At 73.7% G+C, this 18824-nt stretch carries 16 protein-coding genes and 1 pseudogene; 6 read left to right on the top strand and 11 right to left on the bottom strand.

The genetic code is table 11. The features are described from left to right. Positions 1–53 precede the first annotated feature (53 nt). The 6 genes from ACZ5D2_RS13055 to ACZ5D2_RS13030 all read right to left on the bottom strand — a co-directional run bounded on the left by ACZ5D2_RS13055 (position 54) and on the right by ACZ5D2_RS13030 (position 7950). Positions 54–944, bottom strand: coding sequence for a siderophore-interacting protein (locus ACZ5D2_RS13055; RefSeq protein WP_371678449.1), 891 nt, complete (start codon positions 942–944; stop codon positions 54–56). Positions 945–983: 39 nt separating this feature from the next. Beyond that, positions 984–2036 carry an ABC transporter substrate-binding protein gene (locus ACZ5D2_RS13050; protein WP_371678450.1) on the bottom strand — a complete coding sequence of 351 codons (1053 nt, stop codon included), beginning with the start codon at positions 2034–2036 and terminating at the stop codon, positions 984–986. Positions 2037–2184: 148 nt separating this feature from the next. Beyond that, positions 2185–3345 (bottom strand): acyl-CoA dehydrogenase family protein, encoded by a 1161-nt coding sequence (locus tag ACZ5D2_RS13045; RefSeq protein WP_371678451.1) that lies wholly within the window; start codon positions 3343–3345, stop codon positions 2185–2187. A gap of 8 nt (positions 3346–3353) precedes the next feature. Beyond that, the gene (locus ACZ5D2_RS13040; protein ID WP_371681265.1) at positions 3354–4274 is read right to left on the bottom strand and encodes a hydroxymethylglutaryl-CoA lyase; all 921 of its coding nucleotides are present in this window, start codon (positions 4272–4274) and stop codon (positions 3354–3356) included. An 11-nt stretch (positions 4275–4285) separates the two neighbouring features. Next, a complete protein-coding gene (locus tag ACZ5D2_RS13035; protein ID WP_371678452.1) occupies positions 4286–6307 on the bottom strand; it encodes an ATP-binding protein in 2022 nt (673 codons plus the stop codon). 26 nt (positions 6308–6333) lie between these two features. Next, the gene (locus ACZ5D2_RS13030) at positions 6334–7950 is read right to left on the bottom strand and encodes a carboxyl transferase domain-containing protein (protein WP_266839147.1); all 1617 of its coding nucleotides are present in this window, start codon (positions 7948–7950) and stop codon (positions 6334–6336) included. Positions 7951–8050: 100 nt separating this feature from the next. Between ACZ5D2_RS13030 and ACZ5D2_RS13025 the strand changes: the two genes are divergently transcribed. Both ACZ5D2_RS13025 and ACZ5D2_RS13020 read left to right on the top strand, forming a co-directional pair. After that, entirely contained in the window at positions 8051–8629 is a 579-nt protein-coding gene (locus tag ACZ5D2_RS13025; protein WP_371678453.1) for an SACE_7040 family transcriptional regulator, read from the top strand. A gap of 56 nt (positions 8630–8685) precedes the next feature. Next, complete coding sequence (locus tag ACZ5D2_RS13020; protein WP_468928987.1) at positions 8686–9489, top strand: phosphatase; 804 nt, start codon at positions 8686–8688, stop codon at positions 9487–9489. A gap of 35 nt (positions 9490–9524) precedes the next feature. Here ACZ5D2_RS13020 and ACZ5D2_RS13015 read toward each other — a convergent pair whose 3' ends face one another. The 5 genes from ACZ5D2_RS13015 to ACZ5D2_RS12995 all read right to left on the bottom strand — a co-directional run bounded on the left by ACZ5D2_RS13015 (position 9525) and on the right by ACZ5D2_RS12995 (position 15495). After that, positions 9525–10523 carry a cation diffusion facilitator family transporter gene (locus tag ACZ5D2_RS13015; protein ID WP_468928985.1) on the bottom strand — a complete coding sequence of 333 codons (999 nt, stop codon included), beginning with the start codon at positions 10521–10523 and terminating at the stop codon, positions 9525–9527. A 62-nt stretch (positions 10524–10585) separates the two neighbouring features. Next, entirely contained in the window at positions 10586–11464 is an 879-nt protein-coding gene (locus ACZ5D2_RS13010) for an acyl-CoA thioesterase (RefSeq protein WP_280915151.1), read from the bottom strand. Positions 11465–11482: 18 nt separating this feature from the next. Beyond that, positions 11483–12640 carry an acyl-CoA dehydrogenase family protein gene (locus tag ACZ5D2_RS13005; protein ID WP_030229495.1) on the bottom strand — a complete coding sequence of 386 codons (1158 nt, stop codon included), beginning with the start codon at positions 12638–12640 and terminating at the stop codon, positions 11483–11485. A 193-nt stretch (positions 12641–12833) separates the two neighbouring features. Further along, positions 12834–13889: an FUSC family protein gene (locus ACZ5D2_RS13000; protein WP_468928982.1), complete on the bottom strand. Its 1056-nt coding sequence runs from the start codon at positions 13887–13889 to the stop codon at positions 12834–12836. Positions 13890–13929: 40 nt separating this feature from the next. Then, the gene (locus ACZ5D2_RS12995; RefSeq protein WP_468928980.1) at positions 13930–15495 is read right to left on the bottom strand and encodes a PucR family transcriptional regulator; all 1566 of its coding nucleotides are present in this window, start codon (positions 15493–15495) and stop codon (positions 13930–13932) included. A 116-nt stretch (positions 15496–15611) separates the two neighbouring features. Between ACZ5D2_RS12995 and speB the strand changes: the two genes are divergently transcribed. The 4 genes and pseudogenes from speB to ACZ5D2_RS12975 form a co-directional block, all read left to right on the top strand. After that, entirely contained in the window at positions 15612–16577 is a 966-nt protein-coding gene (gene speB, locus ACZ5D2_RS12990; protein ID WP_266839139.1) for an agmatinase, read from the top strand. Positions 16578–16617: 40 nt separating this feature from the next. Further along, positions 16618–18285, top strand: a complete 1668-nt coding sequence (locus tag ACZ5D2_RS12985) for a thiamine pyrophosphate-binding protein (RefSeq protein WP_371678458.1) — start codon at positions 16618–16620, stop codon at positions 18283–18285. A 6-nt stretch (positions 18286–18291) separates the two neighbouring features. Next, on the top strand, positions 18292–18498 hold the full coding sequence (locus ACZ5D2_RS12980) for a type II toxin-antitoxin system VapB family antitoxin (protein ID WP_468928978.1): 207 nt from the start codon (positions 18292–18294) through the stop codon (positions 18496–18498). Positions 18499–18514: 16 nt separating this feature from the next. Then, positions 18515–18721 (top strand): annotated as a pseudogene (locus tag ACZ5D2_RS12975) (PIN domain-containing protein); the annotation flags it as partial. Between the last annotated feature and the right edge of the window lie 103 nt (positions 18722–18824).

Raw genomic sequence — 18824 nt, 5'->3', positions numbered from 1 at the left:
CCCGGCGAATGCCGGGGCCCTTCTTCCAAATGCCGTGCGTGGCGCGCGCGTTGCTACAGCTCGGACGCGGGGTCCTCGCTCGCGGCCTTGCCCGCGTACGCCTCGGCGAGCAGCTGCTCCTCGCTCGCGCCGAGGCGCCAGTAGCCGGTGAAGCGCACCGCGCGCCGGTCGACGGAACGTTCCTGCACCAGGTGGCGGCGTACCGCGCGGATGGTGCCGGCCTCGCCCGCGATCCAGGCGTACGGGGCCTCGGCGGCGGGCAGCGCGCTCGCCCGCACCCGCTCCACCACCTCTTCGGTCCGCTCCCGGCCGGCCCCCTTCTCGCGCACGATCCAGGTGACGTCCGCGTCCGCCGGAGCCGGCAGGGCGATCCGGTCGTCCTCGTGCGGGACCTCGAACCACGCCTTCACCCTGGTTCCGGCGGGGAGCCGGTCCAGGATCGCCGCGGCGGCCGGCAGGGCCGTCTCGTCCGCGTACATCAGCACCGCGTCGGTGCCCGCAGGGGGCTGGAAGCGCACGGACTTGTTCTCCGCGACGGCCGGGCCGATCGCCATGATCCGGCGGCCGGTCACCGCCTTGCCCGCCCAGCGGGAGGCCGGGGAGGAGTCCCCGTGCAGGACGAAGTCGATGTCCACCTCGTCCGCGCCGCCGGGCGTGCGCCGCTGCTCGCGCACGGTGTACGAGCGCATCACGGGCCGCTCCTCCTCCGGCATCCCCCGCCACTCGGCGAACCAGGTGTCCTCGGCGGTGGAGGGGAGTTCGGTGTGCTCCCGGTGCTCGGGCGGCAGGAAGAGCGAGAGGCTCTGGTCGAAGCCCCCCGACCGGAATCCGGCGAGGGACTCCCCGCCGAAGGTGACGCGCAGGAACGAGTGGCCGAGGCGCCGCGTGCGCAGGACTTCGAGCGTGAAGAAGCCGAAGTGCGCGGCGGATTCGGTGGCGGTCATGCGGAGGATCCCCCTGGGATTTCGCCGTCGTGGCGGTGGTCAGCTGACCTTCTTGGCGTTCTGGACGGTCTTCGCGAGGTCTTCCAGGATCTGCGCGCACTTCTCGTACGAGTAGATCGGCTCCGTCACGCGCGGGGCGATCTGGCCGGCCTTGACGGCGGGCAGCGCGGCCCAGGTGGGCTTCTCCTTCGTCAGCTGCTCGTTCTGCAGGGTGCCGGTGCGGTTGTCGAGCAGGACGACGTCGGCCTTGTACTTGCCGGCGTTCTCCCAGCTCAGGCTCTCGAAGAAGACGCTGCCCTGGTCGAGGTGGTCCGGGGTCACGAACTCCACGCCGAGGGACTCGAAGTACTTCAGGTCGGCCGAGGTCTTCGGGGTGGAGACGTAGAGGTGGTCCGCGTCGCCCGAGCCGACGAGCACCTTGACGCCCGGGTTGGCCTTGGTGGCCTCGCGGACCTTCGCGGCGGCTGCCTCGAAGCGGGCCTTGGCGTCGACGGTCTTCTGGTTCTTCGGGTCGGCGCCGAGGGACTGGGCGAGCTCCGCCGTGCGGGCGAGGGCCTTGTCCATCGAGGCGTCGCTGCCCGTGGCGATGGCGGCGGCCGGGGCCAGCTTCAGGATCTTGTCCTTGGAGGCCTCGGGGACGTACCAGTACGAGCCGTCCCAGGTGTTGGTCAGCAGCACGTCGGGCCGCAGGGCCGCGTACTTCTCGACGTTGAACTCGTCGTAGACGTTGCCCAGGATCTCGACCTTGGAGATGTCCATGGAGCCGGCCTGCGGGTCCGGCTTGCCGTCGGCGAGCTTGGTCGGGCCGAACACGCCCTTGACCTGGACGCCGTAGTCGTAGAGGGCGGCGGCCGTGCCGGTGAAGGCGACGATGTTCTTCGGCGCGGACTTGGTGCTGACGTCCTTGCCGAGGTCGTCCTTGAACGTCCAGGGGCCGGAAGCCGCCGCGGAGGCGCCGCCCTTGTCGCCCGCGCCGTCCTTCGCCGTGCCGGTGTTGCCGCCGCAGGCGCTGAGCGCCGCGACGAGGCCGAGGGCGCCGCCCGCCGCGACGAAGCCGCGACGGGAGAGGACGGAGGTTCTGGGCTTGGGCATGTCGATGTCCGCTTTCGTACGCGCAGGGGGCGGCCACCGGGGGTGTGACCGTTCGTGGGAAGGTTAGCCTAACCTTGGCCAAAAACAGTAAGGGGACCCTAATTTTCTCGGGTCCCCTTGCCGCTCCCCGCGCGTCGCGGGGGTTCCGTCAGCCGGCGAAGCCCAGCTCACGGGCGATGAGCATGCGCTGCACCTCGCTCGTGCCTTCGCCGATTTCCAGGATCTTGGAGTCCCGCCACATGCGGGCCACGGGGTACTCGTTCATGAAGCCGTAGCCGCCGTGGATCTGCGTGGCGTCACGGGCGTTGTCCACGGCCACGGTCGAGGAGTACAGCTTCGCGATCGCAGCCTCCTTCTTGAACGGCTCCCCGGCCACCAGGCGGGAGGCCGCGTCGCGCCAGCCGATGCGGGCCATGTGCGCGCGCATCTCCATGTCCGCCAGCTTGAACTGGATGGCCTGGTTGTCGCCGATCGCCTTGCCGAAGGCGTGCCGTTCCTTCGCGTACTTGACCGACTCGTCCACACAGCCCTGCGCGAGGCCGGTGGCGAGTGCCGAGATGGCGATGCGGCCCTCGTCCAGGATCCGCAGGAACTGGGCGTATCCGCGGCCCTCGTCGCCGACGAGGTTGGCCAGCGGGACGCGGACGTCGGCGAAGGACAGCTCGCGGGTGTCCGAGGAGTTCCAGCCGACCTTGGAGTAGGGCGCGGCGACCGTGAACCCGGGAGTGCCCGACGGGACGATGATCGAGGAGATCTCCGGACGGCCGTCCGCCTTGCGACCGGTCACGGCGGTGACGGTCACCAGTCCGGTGATGTCCGTACCGGAGTTGGTGATGAAGCACTTCGAGCCGTTGATGACCCACTCGTCGCCGTCCTTGACGGCGGTGGTGCGGGTGCCGCCGGCGTCGCTGCCCGCGCCGGGCTCGGTCAGGCCGAACGCGCCCAGGACCTCCCCGGAGCACATCTTGGGCAGCCACTCCCGCTTCTGCTCCTCGGAGCCGAAGAGGTAGAGCGGCATGGCGCCCAGCGAGACGCCCGCCTCCAGGGTGATGGCGACCGAGGAGTCGACGCGGGCCAGCTCCTCCAGGGCGATGCCGAGGGCGAGGTAGTCGCCGCCCATGCCGCCGTACTCCTCCGGGAAGGGCAGGCCGAACAGGCCCATGCGGCCCATCTCGCGGACGATCTCGTACGGGAACTCGTGGCGCTCGTACAGGTCGCCGATCTTCGGGGCGATGACGTCGTGGGCGAACGCCTCGACGGTGCGGCGGAGTTCCTCGTGCTCGGGGGTGAGCCGGTGGTCGAGGGCCATGATCTTCGTTACTCCTTGTGGGAGAGGGCGCGGACGGTGCGGGAGGGGCTGGGACGGCCCAGCTGTTCGGCCATCCACACGCTCGTGGCGGTGAGGGCGGCCAGGTCGACCCCGGTCTCGATGCCGAGGCCGTCGAGCATCCACACCAGGTCCTCGGTGGCGAGGTTGCCGGTGGCGCTCTTCGCGTACGGGCAGCCGCCGAGGCCGCCCGCGGAGGCGTCGACGGTGGTCACTCCGTGCTGGAGCGCGGCGAGGGTGTTGGACAGCGCCTGGCCGTAGGTGTCGTGGAAGTGCACGCCGATCCGGTCCGTCGGCACGCCCTCCTCGTTGAGCTCGCCGAGGAGGCTTTGGACATGGCCCGGGGTGGCGACGCCGATGGTGTCGCCGAGGCTGAGCTCGTCGCAGCCGAGGTCGAGCAGGGCCTTGGCGACCCGGACCACCTGGTGGACCGGGACCGGGCCCTCCCAGGGGTCGCCGAAGCACATGGAGAGGTAGCCGCGCACGTGCGCGCCGCCCTCCTTGGCACGGGCCACGACGGGCTCGAACATGGTGAGGGACTCGGCGACGGTCCGGTTCAGGTTGCGGGACGCGAAGGTCTCGGTGGCCGAGCCGAACACGGCGATGCGGTCCGCGCCGAGCGCCAGGGCGCGGTCGAGGCCGCGCTCGTTGGGGACGAGGACGGGCAGGTGCACCCCGGCCAGGTCCTGGAGCCGCGGGAAAAGCTCCTCGGCGTCGGCCAGCTGGGGCACCCACTTGGGGTGCACGAAGCTGGTCGCCTCGACGGTCGTCAGGCCGGCGGCGGCGAGGCGGTGGACGAACTCGGCCTTGACGGCGGTGGGTACGGCCGTCTTCTCGTTCTGCAGTCCGTCGCGGGCGCCGACCTCGTGGATGCGGACCCGGGCCGGCAGCCCGGGGGCCGGGACGTTCATGGGCAGTCCGTTCACCGGTCCCCCTCCTCTTCCCCGTCCGGGGTCACGACCGCCAGGACCTGGTCCATGGCGACGGTGGTGCCCGGGGTGACGTCGAGTTCGGTGACGGTGCCGGCGTGCGGGGCGGAGATGACGTGCTCCATCTTCATCGCCTCGACGACCAGCAGGCTCTGGCCCGCCGCCACCTTGTCCCCGACGGCCACCTTGACGACGGTGACGGTGCCGGGCATCGGCGCGGCGAGGGTGTCGGCGCCGGTCCGTCCGGCCCCGCCGAGCAGGGCGGCGACGGGGTCGTGCCGCTGCACGTGCCAGGCGTCGCCGTCGCGGCCGAGCCAGGTCCCCTCCGAGGAGGCGGCGTGGCTGAACCGGTGCGTGACGCCGTCCAGTTCGACGGTGACGAGGTCGCCGGTGCGCGCCACGACCCGGCCCGCGGCGGAGGCGGCGACGCCGTCGCCGTCCGGGGCGAGCAGCAGCTCCGTACCGGGGCCGGACGGGCGGGTGCGGACCTCCACCGGGTCCCGGCCGGGGAGGCGGAAGTGGTGCACCGTCCACGCCGGGGTCCCGCCCAGGCGCCAGCCGTCGGCGGCGTCGAACGGGTCGGCCCAGCCCTGCGGCCGGGCGGGCGGGGCCGCCGCCAGCAGCGCGGCCGCCGCGTACACCTCGGCCGGGACCCCCTCCGGGAGCAGGGCCTGCAGGTCGCGTTCCACCAGGCCCGTGTCCAGGTCCCCGCTGACCACGTCCGGGTGGGCCAGGAGCCTGCGCAGGAAGCCGGTGTTGGTCTGGACGCCCAGGATCACGGTGTCGGCCAGGGCCGCCCGCAGGGAGCGCAGGGCCGAGGCCCGGTCGGGTCCGTACGCGATGACCTTCGACAGCATCGGGTCGTACGTGGAGCCGGTGTCCACGCCGGCCGTCAGCCCGGAGTCGGTGCGCACCGCCCCGCCCTCCGGCTCCGACAGGGCCAGGACCGTACCGCCGGACGGCAGGAAGCCGCGGGCCGGGTCCTCGGCGCAGACGCGGGCCTCGATGGCGTGGCCGGTCAGCCGCACGTCCGCCTGCCCGAACCCGAGGGGAGCCCCCGCCGCCACCCGCAGCTGCTGCTCCACCAGGTCCAGGCCCGTGATCAGCTCGGTCACCGGGTGCTCGACCTGGAGGCGGGTGTTCATCTCCATGAAGTAGTACGAGGACGGGTCCCCGCCCGGCACGATGAACTCCACGGTGCCCGCGCCGACGTACCCGCAACTGCGGGCCGCCTCCACGGCCGCGGCGCCCATCGCCGCGCGGACCTCCTCGTCGAGCAGGACCGAGGGCGCCTCCTCGATGACCTTCTGGTGGCGGCGCTGGAGGGAGCACTCGCGCTCGCCGAGGTGGACCACGTTGCCGTGCGCGTCGGCCAGCACCTGGATCTCGATGTGCCGGGGCCGGTCGACCCACCGCTCGACGAGCAGGGTGTCGTCGCCGAAGGAGGACTTCGCCTCGCGGCGGGCGGCCGCGATCTCCTCGGCCAGCACGGCCGCGTCGCGGACCAGCCGCATGCCCTTGCCGCCGCCGCCCGCGGAGGGCTTCAGCAGGACGGGCATGCCGATGGCCTCGGCCGCGGAGACCAGCTCGGCGTCGGTGAGACCGCTTCCGGAGGAGCCGGGGACCACGGGCACGCCCGCCGCCTTCACCGTCTCCTTGGCCCGGATCTTGTCGCCCATCAGGGAGATGGCGCTCGCGGGCGGGCCGATGAAGGCCAGCCCGGCGTCGGCGCAGGCCCGGGCGAAGCCGGCGTTCTCCGCGAGGAAGCCGTAGCCGGGGTGGACGGCCTCGGCGCCGGTGCGGCGGGCGGCGTCCAGGAGCCGCTCCACCGACAGGTAGCTCTCGGCGGCGGCCGCCGGGCCGATCCGGACGGCCGTGTCGGCCTCCCGTACGTGCCGGGCGTCCGCGTCGGCGTCGCTGAAGACGGCCACGGAGCGGATGCCGAGCTGCCGCAGCGTGCGGATGACCCGTACCGCGATCTCGCCCCGGTTCGCGACCAGAACAGTGCTGAACATCGAAGAGGTCCTCACGTCACATCACGTCACATACGGAAGATGCCGAAAGCGGGGTCGCCCAGCGGGGCGTTCGCGCACGCGGTCAGGGCCAGTCCCAGCACCTGCCGGGTCTCCATCGGGTCGATGACCCCGTCGTCCCACAGCCGGGCGGTGGCGTAGTAGGCGTTGCCCTGTTCCTCGTACTGGGCGCGGACCGGGGCCTTGAAGGCCTCTTCGTCCTCGGCGGGCCACTCCTGGCCCGCGCCCTCGATCTGGTCGCGCTTGACCGTGGCCAGGACGGAGGCGGCCTGCTCCCCGCCCATCACGGAGATCTTGGCATTGGGCCACATCCACAGGAAGCGGGGGCTGTAGGCCCGTCCGCACATCGAGTAGTTGCCCGCGCCGTAGCTGCCGCCGACGACCACCGTGAGCTTGGGGACCCGGGCGCAGGCCACGGCCGTGACCATCTTGGCGCCGTGCTTGGCGATGCCTCCCGCCTCGTAGTCCCGGCCGACCATGAAGCCGGAGATGTTCTGGAGGAAGAGGAGGGGGATGCCGCGCTGGTCGCACAGCTCGATGAAGTGGGCGCCCTTCTGCGCGGACTCGGAGAAGAGGATGCCGTTGTTGGCGATGATCCCGACCGGGTGGCCGTGGATCCGGGCGAAGCCGGTCACCAGGGTCTGGCCGAACTCGGACTTGAACTCCTGGAAGCGGGAGCCGTCGACGATCCGGGAGATGACCTCGCGGGCGTCGTAGGGGGTCCGGGAGTCGACGGGGACCGCGCCGTAGAGCCCGGACGGGTCGACCTTGGGCTCCTCGGGCGCCTCGACCGACCAGGGCAGGGCCCCGCGGTCGGGCAGGGTCGCCACGATGTTCCGTACGATCCGCAGCGCGTGCGCGTCGTCCTCGGCGAGGTGGTCGGTCACTCCCGAGACGCGGGAGTGGACCTCGCCGCCGCCCAGTTCCTCGGCCGTGACGACCTCTCCGGTGGCGGCCTTCACCAGCGGCGGGCCACCGAGGAAGATCGTGCCCTGGCCGCGCACGATGACGGCCTCGTCGCTCATGGCCGGGACGTACGCGCCGCCCGCCGTGCAGGAGCCGAGGACCGCGGCGATCTGCGGGATGCCGGCCCCCGACATGCGGGCCTGGTTGTAGAAGATGCGGCCGAAGTGCTCGCGGTCGGGGAAGACCTCGTCCTGCATGGGCAGGAAGGCGCCGCCGGAGTCGACCAGGTAGAGGCAGGGGAGACGATTCTCCAGGGCCACTTCCTGGGCCCGCAGGTGCTTCTTGACGGTCATCGGGTAGTACGTGCCGCCCTTGACGGTGGCGTCGTTGGCGACGATCACGCACTCACGGCCGCTGACCCGGCCGATGCCCGCGATCACGCCCGCGGCCGGCGCGGCGCCCCCGTACATCCCCTCGGCGGCCAGCGGGGCCAGCTCCAGGAAGGGGGACCCGGGGTCCAGGAGGGCGTCCACGCGGTCGCGGGGAAGCAGCTTCCCGCGGGCGGTGTGGCGGGCGCGGGCCTTCTCCCCGCCGCCGAGCCGGGCCGCGTCGAGCCGGGCGCGGAGGCCCTCGGCGAGCTCGCGGTGGGCGGCCTCATTGGTCCGCCAGGCCTCGGACGCCGGGTCCGCGGCGCTCGTCAGCACTGGTGCCTGCTGCATCGGTCGAGCTCCCTTGCTCGGTGCACGCTTTGTTAATGACCGTTAACGCGTATGCGCCCAGGTTAACGAGCGCTAACGGCCCTGTCTAGAATGGATTCCCATGAGCACCAGAGCCGCCGCCCCCACCCGTCGCGAGCAGATCCTCCGTGAGGCCGCTCGGCTCTTCGCGGAGCGCGGGTTCCACGGCGTGGGAGTGGACGAGATAGGGGCAGCGGTCGGTATCAGCGGCCCCGGTCTGTACCGCCACTTCGCCGGCAAGGACGCCATGCTGGCCGAGCTGCTGGTCGGCATCAGCGAGCGGCTGCTGACGGGCGGCCGGCGGCGGGTCGAGGAGGCCGGCGCGAACCCGCGCGAGGTGCTGACCTCCCTCGTCGAGGGCCACATCGACTTCGCGCTGGACGACCGGGCGCTGATCACCCTCCACGACCGGGAGCTGGACCGGCTGCGCGAGGCGGACCGCAAGCTGGTGCGCCAGCTCCAGCGCCAGTACGTCGAACTGTGGGTGGCCGTCGTACGGGAGCTGCACCCCCAGGTCGGCGAGACGGAGGTACGGGTCTGCGTGCACGCGGTCTTCGGGCTGCTGAACTCCACCCCGCATCTGGCGGTCCTCGGCCGGGACGCGACCGAGTCGCTGCTGCGCAGGCTCGCCGACGGCGCCTTCGGAGCGCTGTCGGGGTGAGGCGGACGTTCCGGCGGCCGAGGCGGAACGGACGGCTCCGGCCGAGCGACGGCAGAATGGGCCGCATGCCGATAGAGACGCCCGTACCCAGCCGCGCCGAACTCGTCGAACACCTCGTCCGTACGCGGATCGCGGGGGAGGTGGCCACCCCGCGCGAGAACAACCTGAGCCACTACCGCAAGCTCGCCAACGGCGACCGCCACTACTGGCTGGGCCTGGAGCTCGGCGACCGCTGGACGGACGAACAGGACGTCCTGGCCGTCATGGCGGAGCGGTGCGGGGTCGTCGACGACCCCGAGCACCGGCACGGCCAGGACACCATCGACCCGGAGCTGACGGTCGCGGGCCTGGACCGGCTGGCCGCCCGGCTGCGCAAGGCCGCCTCCGACCGCCAGCGCGTGCTGCTGGCCACCGGGCACCCGGGCGGGCTGCTCGACGTCCACCGCGCCACCGCCGACGCCCTGCGCGCCGCGGGCTGCGAGATCGTCCGGATCCCGCAGGGGCTGACCGCCGACGAGGGGTCGGTGTGGCAGTTCGCGGACATCGCCGTGCTGGAGCGCGGGGCCACGCTGTGGCACACCCACTCCCCGGCGCCGATGGCCGCGATCCTGGACGGCCTCGCGGCGGAGGGCCGCCCGCAGCCGGACCTGGTCGTCGCCGACCACGGCTGGGCGGGCTGCGCGGCGCAGCGCGGGCTCGACGCCGTCGGGTACGCGGACTGCAACGACCCGGCGCTCTTCCTCGCCGAGGCGGAGGGCACCCTCCAGGTGGCGGTCCCGCTGGACGACCACGTCCGCGACCCCCGCTACTACGACCCGATGGTCGCCTACCTCCTCGCGGCGGCGGGCCTCACCGCCTGACCCCGCCGCCGCCCGGCCGGTCAGGGCCCGGCCGGTCAGGGCACGGCCGGGCCGGTCGGGCCGCCCGGCCAGGCCGGGCCCGTCCGGCCCGGAGGCGGCGCCGGCGCACGCCCGGCCGCCGGCCAGGGCGTCGGGTCGAGGTAGACGTGGCGGATCGCCGGGAAGCGCTCGCGGAGCTGGTCCTCGGCGTCCTCGCAGGCCGCCTCCACCTGGCGGGCCGACGCCAGGTCATGGAAGTCGATCTTCGCGGCGATCAGCACCTCGTCCGGGCCCTGCACCAGGGTCGTCAGCTCCAGCACCCCCTCGATGTGCGGCACCGTCAGCAGCTCCTCGCGGACCTCCTCCCGCATCCCGGCGGGCAGCGGGCGCCCGATCAGGTACCGCGCGTTCGAGCGCCCCAGCCCCCAGGCCACCGCCGCCAGCAGGGCGCCGATCAGCAGCGAGGCCACGCCGTCGTACGCCCCGGATCCCGTCAGCTGCGCCCCCAGCAGGCCGCCCGCCGCCAGTACGAGCCCGATCGGCGCGGCCACCTTCTCCAGCGGGACGGCCTTCACCGCCGTGTCCGGCGTGTGCTCCACGTACGGGCCCAGCGGCGCCCGCATCCGCTCCGCCTCCCCCGTCATCCGCCGCCGGGCCGTCAGCAGCGAGCAGCCCTCCAGCAGGAAGGCGACGGCGAGGACGACGTACGAGACCGTCGGGTCGCCCGGCTCCTCCCCGTGCGCGAGGGTGCGGACGCCGTCGTAGAAGGCGAAGACCGCGCCGCCGGCGAAGGTCGCGACCGAGGCGAGCAGCGCCCGGGCGCAGCGCTCGGACCCGTACCCCCGCGGATGCGCCTCGTCGGCGGGCCGGGCGCCCCGCTTGAGGGCGGTCGGCAGCAGCAGTTCCGTCACCGTGTCGGCCACCGAGTGCGCGGCTTCGGAGAACATCGCGCTGGACCCGCTGACGACTCCGCCGACCGCCTTGGCCACCGCGATCCCGAGGTGGGTGGCGGTGGCGACGACGACGGGGCCGGCGCTTTCGGATTCTTCGGACATGGGGTGACGTTATGTCCGCGACGCGGGCCGGATGCCCAGTGACACCCGCCCCGCCGAATACGTCAGGCCCGCGGTACGCGGACGACGCCCTCCTGGATGACGGTCACCGCGAGACGGCCGTCCTGGGTCCAGATGCGGGCCTGGCCCAGGCCCCGGCCGGCCGCGGCCGAGGGGGACTCCTGGTCGTACAGGAGCCACTCGTCGGCACGGAAGGGCCGGTGGAACCACATGGCGTGGTCCAGCGAGGCGCCGACCACGTCGCCGACCGCCCAGCCGCCCCGGCCGTGCGCGAGCAGCACCGAGTCCAGCAGGGTCATGTCCGAGACGTAAGTGGCCAGGCAGGTGTGCAGGAGCGGATCGGCTCCCTCCAGCTTGCCGGCCGTACGGAACCACACCTGGGAGCGGGGCTCGACCGGCTCGCCGACGCTGCCCCACGGCGGGGTCGTCGCGTACCGCAGGTCCACGGCGGCCCGCGCGTCGATCAGCCGCTCCACCGTGCCCGGGTCCCGGAAGGTCTCCCGGTACGCGGGCAGGGACTCCTCCGCGGTCGGCAGGGTCTCCGGATCCGGGGCGGAGGGCATGACGGCCTGGTGGTCGAGGCCCTCCTCGTACGTCTGGAACGACGCCGAGAGGTGGAAGATCGGCTGCCCGTGCTGGACGGCGACGACCCGGCGCGTGGTGAAGGAGCGCCCGTCGCGGATCCGGTCCACGGAGTAGACGATGGGCGCGCCGGGGTCCCCGGCGCGCAGGAAGTACGAGTGCAGCGAGTGCGCCGTGCGGTCCTCGGGGACGGTGCGCCCGGCCGCGACCAGTGCCTGGGCCGCGACCTGACCGCCGAAGACGCGCGGTACCAGCGCCGAACGGCTGGTACCGCGGAAGATGTTCTCCTCGATCCGCTCAAGGTCGAGCAGATCGAGGAGAGTCGTCAGTGCCTCGTTCATGGGGGAAGGGTAGGACCCTTACAGACCCATCGACTTGGCGATGATCGACTTCATGACCTCGCTGGTGCCGCCGTAGATGCGGTTCACGCGGTTGTCGGCGTACAGACGGGCGATCGGGTACTCGTTCATGTAGCCGTAGCCGCCGTGCAGCTGGAGGCACTTGTCGATGACGCGGTGCGCGACCTCGGTGCAGAACAGCTTCGCGGAGGCGGCCTCGGCGGCGGTCAGCTCGCCGGCGTCCAGGGCCTCCAGGGCGCGGTCGGCGACCGCCTCGGCGGCGTCCACCTCGGCCTGGCAGGAGGCCAGTTCGAACTTGGTGTTCTGGAAGTGCGCGACCGGCTTGCCGAAGACCGTGCGGTCGGTCACGTACTGCTGGGCGAACCGGACGGCGGCCTTGGCCTGCGCGTACGCGCCGAAGGCGATGCCCCAGCGCTCGGAGGGAAGGTTCGCGCCCAGGTAGTAGAAGCCCTTGTTCTCCTCGCCGAGCAGGTCCTCGACCGGCACCTTCACGTCGACGAACGCCAGCTCGGCGGTGTCGGAGGTGCGCAGGCCCAGCTTGTCCAGCTTGCGGCCGATGGAGTAGCCCTCGGACTTGGTGTCCACGGCGAAGAGGGAGATGCCGAAGCGGCGGTCCTGCTCGCCCGGGGCGGAGGTGCGGGCGCAGACGATCACGCGGTCGGCGTGGACGCCACCGGTGATGAAGGTCTTGGAGCCGTTGAGGACGTAGTGCGTGCCGTCCTCGGAGAGCTTGGCGGTGGTCTTCATGCCCGCGACGTCGGAGCCGGTGCCCGGCTCGGTCATCGCGAGGGCCCACATCTCCTCGCCGGAGACGAACTTCGGCAGGTAGCGCTTCTTCTGCTCGTCGGTGGCGAGCATCTTGATGTAGGGCAGGGCGAGCAGCACGTGCACGCCGGAGCCGCCGAAGTTCACGCCGGCGCGCGAGGTCTCCTCGTACAGGACGGCCTCGAACTTGTGGGTGTCCAGGCCCGCGCCGCCGAACTCCTCGGGGACGTTGATCCCGAAGACGCCCAGCTCGCCGAGCTTGTAGTAGAAGTCGCGCGGGGCCTGGCCGGCCTGGAACCACTCGTCGTAGACGGGGACGACCTCGGCCTCGATGAAGGCGCGGATGGTCTCGCGGAACGCCTCGTGGTCCTCGTCGAAAACGGTACGGCGCACAGCCGGCCCCTCTCTGCGGCTGAACCGCCGCCCGCTCTCGCGGGGGTGGTCGTGCGCCGTCGTGGTTGCTCGAATGGTGAAATGCCTAAGCGCTTGCTCAGATTAAGTTACCGGCGGGTTGTTCTCCCTGTCCAGAGTGAGGAGCAGCACGCTGCCGTGCACAGGGCGCGCTGGGCGGGCCGGACCGGCGCGCTCAGTCCGCGGCGGGGCCGAGGTGCTCGGCCAGCACCTGCTGGGTGAGGTGGATCCCGGCGCGCAGCACGGCGTCACGCGCGCCGGGGTGAGCGGCCCGGTGCGCGGCTTCGAGCTCCCGGGCCAGGCGCAGCCGGTCCGCGCAGGGACCGCCCCGCAGGGCCTCGTCCAGCGCCCGGCCGGTCGCCTCGATCAGCGGGGCCATGGCGCGCGCCGACGCGTCGTCGGCGGCGGGCCGGGTCTCCACCTCCCGCGTGAGGAACTGCAGGGCCGGGGCAGTCCGCGCCGCCAGCCGCAGGCGCGGCCACAGCGGGCCCGCCTCGTCGGCCGCATCCCGTCGCGGCGGCAGCAGCAACAGCCGCCCGGTCCCGTGCTCCAGCGCGGCGGACAGTTCGTACGGGCGGTGCCACAGGGCGAAGGCGGCCACGGGGGCGGGGGAGGGGGCGCCGGCCGGAGCGGGGGCGGAGGCGCGGGCGGCGGTCCGCGCGAGGCGGTCGGCGAGGCCGGTGCGGTACTCCTCCAGGCCGCGCGCCGTCTCCCGGTACGGGTCCGGCGGCCAGAGCAGCGGGCCGAGGAGCGCCACGACGGCGATGCCGATCGCGCTCTCCATCAGCCGGGCCAGGGGGTACCCGGGCACCGGCGTGGAGTAGATCACCAGGGCGGTGATGAGCACCTGCTGGTTGGGGGAGCCCCCGTGGCGCAGCAGGTACGTCCCGGCGCAGGCGCACACCAGGAGGACCGGGAACGACAGCGGGCCCGTGGGCAGCCAGTGCAGGACCGCCACGCTCAGCAGTACCCCGACGGCCACCCCGGCCAGGCGCTCCAGGGCCAGCCGGGGCGCCGCGAACACGTCCCCGCGCAGGATCAGGACGGCGGGCAGCGCGGCCGCCACCGGGGCCGTGCTCGTGCCGAGCCACACGCACGCGTACCAGGGCAGGGCGGCACACACGAGCAGCCGGGCCGCCGACGCGAGGCGCCCGCCGGAGGCGCGGCCGTTGCCGCGGCCGCTGCCGCGCACCGGTCCGGACATGCGGAACATGCGGAACATGTCGTGCATGCCGGACATCGTAGGGCGCGGTGGGGCGGCGGCCCTGCGGTCAGCCGTCCCCGCCGGGCGGGGGTCCGGCCGGGGGTTCGGCATGGGTCTTCGGCCCGGGTTCCCAGCGCAGGGCGAACCACAGCTCCATCCGGGTGTCGGGGTCGTCCGGGTCGACGCCCAGCAGCCCGGCGGCGCGGGCGATGCGCTGGCGGACGGTGTTGCGGTGGACGCCTAGGGCGGCCGCGGTGCGGTCCCAGCTGCCGTGGTGCGCGAGCCAGCCCCGGAGGGTGTCCCGCAGGGCGGGGGAGAGGGGGCCGAGCAGGGCCTCGGCGTGCGCCCGCGCCTCGGCCTCGCCGACCAGACCCGCGAGACCCGGCTCGGCGTGCCGGGCCAGCGGGGTCCGGGCCGCCTCCGCGCGCTGCAGTGCCCGGCGCGCCTGGGCCCCGGCCGTGCCCAGCCCGGCGGGCGCGGCGGGGGCGCTCACCCCGAGCCGCCAGCCGGGCTGGGGGGCGGGCTCCCGGTCGGTCAGCAGCCGTACGCCGTCCCCGCGCGGGTCCAGCAGTACGGTGCCCAGCGCGGCGGCCAGCGCCCGCGGGTCCCCGCCGCCCCGGGCGTGCACGGCGTACCAGGGCCCGGGCGAGAGCGCCCCGGCCGGATCGCCGTCCAGCAGGAGCCGGGTCAGGGAAGCGGCCTCGTCCCCCGCCGGGCGGCCCGCGGTGAGCAGGGTCAGCAGCACGGCGGCCACCGAGGCGATGGTGTGGTCCCCGGGGGCGCGGGACGGGGTGGTGAGGGCGAGCGCCCGGCCGCCGCCCACGGCGTACGCCGCCAGGTGCGTGCCGCCGAGGGTGTCGGTGGCCGTCGCGACGCCCCCGGCCGCCACCCGTGCGGCCAGCGCGCCGAGCGCCCCGAGCACGTCCTCCCGCGGCGGCACCCCGGCGTCCACCGTCGCCCCGTACGGCCGGAACCCGCCGCCGGCCGCCCCACCGGGGACGGGCGGTCCGCCCGCGGGGGCGGACTCCGCCGGCGCCGTTCCCGCTCCCGGCGGCGGGGTCAGCAGTGCCGCCCAGCCGTTCAGGCTGGCCGCCAGGCGGGACAGGACCGCCGCCACCGGGTGGGGGCGGGCGGCGGCCGACGCCAGGGACTGCTGCGCGTCGGTCACCCGGCGCAGTTCCCGGGTCCGGGCCTCGGCCATCAGCCGCCAGACCGCCCGGCCGACCGCCGTGAAGGGGGTGCCCGGCGGGACCTCCACCAGCGGCAGTCCGTACCGCTCGCAGGCCTCGGCGAGGGCCGGCGGCACCGTCTCGTGTACCGGGGTGACCCCGAACCCGACCGCGCCCACGCCGGCCCGGACCAGCCGCGCCACGTACTCCGCGGGATCCGCGGGAGCCGCGCCCGCCGGAGCCGCGCCCGCCGGAGCCGCGCCCGCGCCCGCCGCGCCCGCGAGCCCCGCCCCGGCCGTCAGGAGGAGCTCGCCGCCCAGCAGGTAGGGCGACGGGTCGGCCATCTCCGAGGCGTGCACCCCGTACACGTCAGCGTCGGCGGGCCCCGCGAGGAGCCGCAGCCCCAGCTCCCGGTCGGCGGTCAGGGCGGCCAGCGGAACCGGCGGGGTGAGCGGGGCCTCCATGGCTACTCCGTACATATCGGTGCCGAACAGTGGATGAAACGTACACTTCGCGCCCCATCGGCGCCCGCTTACGCTCGAAGGACCGCACCCGTAGGACCACCAGAAGGGCACCCCCCATGAGCACGCAGCCGCGCGGCCCCGTCGACTCCTCCCGCATCCCGCGCTACGCGGGCCCGGCGACCTTCGCCCGGCTGCCCCGCCTCGACGAGGTCGGCTCCGCCGACGTCGCCGTCGTCGGCGTGCCCTTCGACTCCGGTGTCTCCTACCGCCCCGGCGCCCGCTTCGGCGGCAACGCCATCCGCGAGGCCTCCCGCCTCCTGCGCCCGTACAACCCGGCCCAGGACGCCTCCCCCTTCGCCCTCGCGCAGGTCGCGGACGCCGGTGACATCGCGGTGAACCCCTTCAACATCAACGAGGCCGTCGAGACGGTCGAGGCCGCCGCCGACGAGCTCCTCGGCAACGGCTCCCGCCTGATGACCCTCGGCGGCGACCACACCATCGCCCTCCCGCTGCTGCGCTCCGTCGCGAAGAAGCACGGCCCGGTCGCCCTGCTCCACTTCGACGCCCACCTGGACACCTGGGACACCTACTTCGGCGCCGAGTACACGCACGGCACCCCGTTCCGCCGCGCCGTCGAGGAGGGCATCCTCGACACCGAGGCGCTGTCCCACGTCGGCACCCGCGGCCCGCTGTACGGCAAGCAGGACCTGGACGACGACGCCAAGATGGGCTTCGGCATCGTCACCTCGGCGGACGTCTACCGCCGCGGCGCCGACGAGGTTGCCGACCAGCTGCGCCAGCGCATCGGCGACCGTCCCCTCTACATCTCCATCGACATCGACGTGCTCGACCCGGCGCACGCGCCCGGCACCGGCACCCCCGAGGCGGGCGGCATGACCTCCCGCGAGCTCCTGGAGATCATCCGGGGTCTGTCCTCCTGCAACCTCGTTTCCGCCGACGTCGTGGAGGTCGCCCCGGCGTACGATCACGCGGAGATCACCTCGGTCGCGGCCTCGCACACCGCGTACGAGCTCACCACGATCATGAGCCGTCAGATCGCTGCCGCCCGGCAGGGTCGCTGAGCACGACGCGGCGGCGAACGGCGAAGGGCGAAGAAGCACCGTGACGCACGACCACGACCTGGTACTCCGCCCCACCGAGGCCCAGACGGCGGCCGCACTCGCGCCGCCACCGGGCCGCACGGGCGGGGACCTGGTCGTGGAAACGCTGCGCGGACTCGGCGCCACCACCGTCTTCGGCCTCCCCGGCCAGCACGCGCTCGCCCTCTTCGACGCGGTCGGCCGCTCCGACCTGCGTCTCGTGGGCCTGCGTACGGAGAACAACGCGGGCTTCGCCGCCGACGGCTACGGCCGCCTCACCGGCGAGGCCGTTCCGCTGCTCCTCTCCACGGGGCCGGGCGCCCTGATGTCCCTGCCGGCCCTCGCCGAGGCGGCGGCGGCCTCCGCCCCCGTCCTCGCGATCTCCTCCCAGGTCCCGTCCCCGGGCCTGGGCGGAGGCCGGCGGGGCCACCTGCACGAGCTGCGCGACCAGTCCGCCTCCTTCCGGGACGTGGTCAAGTCCGTCCACACCGCCCGGACCCCGTCCCAGATCCCGTCCGTCATCGCGGCGGCCTGGGAATCGGCCCTCACGGTCCCGTTCGGCCCGGTGTGGGTGGAGATCCCGGAGGACGTGCTCCGCGCGGAAACGGTCATCCCGCAGGTCACGGGCATGGACGCGACCCCGCACGAACTGCCCCCGCGCCCCGAGCTCACGGCCCTCGCCGCGCACTGGCTCTCCCACGCCTCCCGCCCGGTGGTCATCGCGGGCGGCGGAGTGATCCGCGCGGACGCGGCGGGCAAGCTCAGGCAGCTCGCGGAACTGCTCAATGCCCCGGTCGTCACCACCTTCGGCGGCAAGGGCGCCTTCCCCTGGACGCACCCGCTGTCCCTCCGGTCCTGGCTGGAGGACCGCCACACCACGGACTTCCTGGAGGACGCGGACGTCGTCCTGGTCGTCGGCTCCGGCCTCGGGGAACTCTCCTCGAACTACCACACGTTCTTCCCCACGGGCCGGGTCGTCCAGATCGAGGCCGACCTCGGCAAGCTGGAGTCCAACCACCCCGCCCTCGGTATCCACGCCGACGCCCGCCTCGCCCTCCAGGCCCTCCTGGAAACGGTGACCCCCCGGGAGGACCCGGGCGCCCCGGAGCGGGTCGCGTCCCTGCTCGCCGCGGTCTCGGACCGCCTCGCCGCCCAGGACCTCACCCTGGAGCAGGAGATCCTGACCTCGGTCCGCGCGGCCCTCCCGCCCCGATCCCCGTCCTTCTGGGACATGACGATCCTGTCCTACTGGGCCTGGTCCGCCTTCGACCCCGGGCACCCGAACACCATGCACTCCGCCCAGGGCGCCGGAGGCCTCGGCTACGCCTTCCCGGCGGCCCTCGGAGCGGCCGTCGCGGAGCCGGGCACCCCGGTCCTCGCGGTGTCGGGCGACGGCGGCGCCATGTACTCGATCGCCGACCTGGCCACCGCCCGCCAGCACGACCTCGACGTCACCTGGCTGATCGTCGACGACGGCGGATACGGCATCCTGCGCGAGTACGGCTGCGCCACCGGCACCGACCTCACCCGTCCCGACTTCGCCGCCCTGGCCGCCTCCTTCGGCGTCCCGGCGACGGTCACCACCCCGGAAGCCCTCCGGGCGGACCTCACCCAGGCCCTCAAGACCCCGGGCCCGTCGGTGGTCGTCCTCCCGGCCACCCTGAAGATGTTCGCCCCGACCCACCTCTGAGGTCCTTTGCCCCGCTCCGGTGACCCCTATGCTCGATATGCGGCGGCCGTACTGGGCACCAATTCCAAGAAGGACACCGTCAACGCGGCGCTCCAGGAAGTCGCGCGCAGGCACAAGCGGCTCGCCGCGCTCGACCGGCTCGCGGACATGGGCGCGAGGGGGGACTTCGACGTCCTCCTGGACAAGGGCGCATACCGCCGAAGAGTCATGTGACCTTCCTGATCGACGGCCCATGCCCGACACCGTCCACGTGCGCGCCCGTGCCGTGCAGCGGCTGCTCACCGACCGGGGTGGGCACCGCAGCGCGGGCGCGGTCGACCTGCTCGCGGCGGCCACCGCCGAACTCACGGGTCTCACCCTGCTGCACCACGACCGCGATTTCGAGACGATCGCGCGCAGCACCGGGCAGCCCACCCGCCGGGTGGGTGGTCGCTGACGCGCCGGGCTGCCCCGAGCCCCGCTCGACACCCGGTCGGATCAAGCTCGCGCGCCGCCCCCGTACGGCCGTGCGATTGTTGCGGCGGGATGAAATCCGCCGG

Source organism: Streptomyces sp. NPDC031479 (assembly GCF_055581065.1).
Note: the sequence above shows the minus strand (reverse complement) of the source record. Positions and strands in the feature narration are given on the sequence as shown.

Bases quoted from the DNA above. Each gene is read 5' to 3' on its own strand.
- ACZ5D2_RS13015 (WP_468928985.1), bottom strand. From the start codon at position 10,523: ATGTCCGAAGAATCCGAAAGCGCCGGCCCCGTCGTCGTCGCCACCGCC.
- ACZ5D2_RS13055 (WP_371678449.1), bottom strand. From the start codon at position 944: ATGACCGCCACCGAATCCGCCGCGCACTTCGGCTTCTTCACGCTCGAA.
- ACZ5D2_RS13045 (WP_371678451.1), bottom strand. From the start codon at position 3,345: ATGGCCCTCGACCACCGGCTCACCCCCGAGCACGAGGAACTCCGCCGC.
- ACZ5D2_RS13000 (WP_468928982.1), bottom strand. From the start codon at position 13,889: ATGCACGACATGTTCCGCATGTTCCGCATGTCCGGACCGGTGCGCGGC.
- ACZ5D2_RS13050 (WP_371678450.1), bottom strand. From the start codon at position 2,036: ATGCCCAAGCCCAGAACCTCCGTCCTCTCCCGTCGCGGCTTCGTCGCG.
- speB (WP_266839139.1), top strand. From the start codon at position 15,612: ATGAGCACGCAGCCGCGCGGCCCCGTCGACTCCTCCCGCATCCCGCGC.
- ACZ5D2_RS13020 (WP_468928987.1), top strand. From the start codon at position 8,686: ATGGGCCGCATGCCGATAGAGACGCCCGTACCCAGCCGCGCCGAACTC.
- ACZ5D2_RS13035 (WP_371678452.1), bottom strand. From the start codon at position 6,307: ATGTTCAGCACTGTTCTGGTCGCGAACCGGGGCGAGATCGCGGTACGG.
- ACZ5D2_RS12995 (WP_468928980.1), bottom strand. From the start codon at position 15,495: ATGGAGGCCCCGCTCACCCCGCCGGTTCCGCTGGCCGCCCTGACCGCC.
- ACZ5D2_RS13040 (WP_371681265.1), bottom strand. From the start codon at position 4,274: ATGAACGTCCCGGCCCCCGGGCTGCCGGCCCGGGTCCGCATCCACGAG.
- ACZ5D2_RS13025 (WP_371678453.1), top strand. From the start codon at position 8,051: ATGAGCACCAGAGCCGCCGCCCCCACCCGTCGCGAGCAGATCCTCCGT.
- ACZ5D2_RS13010 (WP_280915151.1), bottom strand. From the start codon at position 11,464: ATGAACGAGGCACTGACGACTCTCCTCGATCTGCTCGACCTTGAGCGG.
- ACZ5D2_RS13030 (WP_266839147.1), bottom strand. From the start codon at position 7,950: ATGCAGCAGGCACCAGTGCTGACGAGCGCCGCGGACCCGGCGTCCGAG.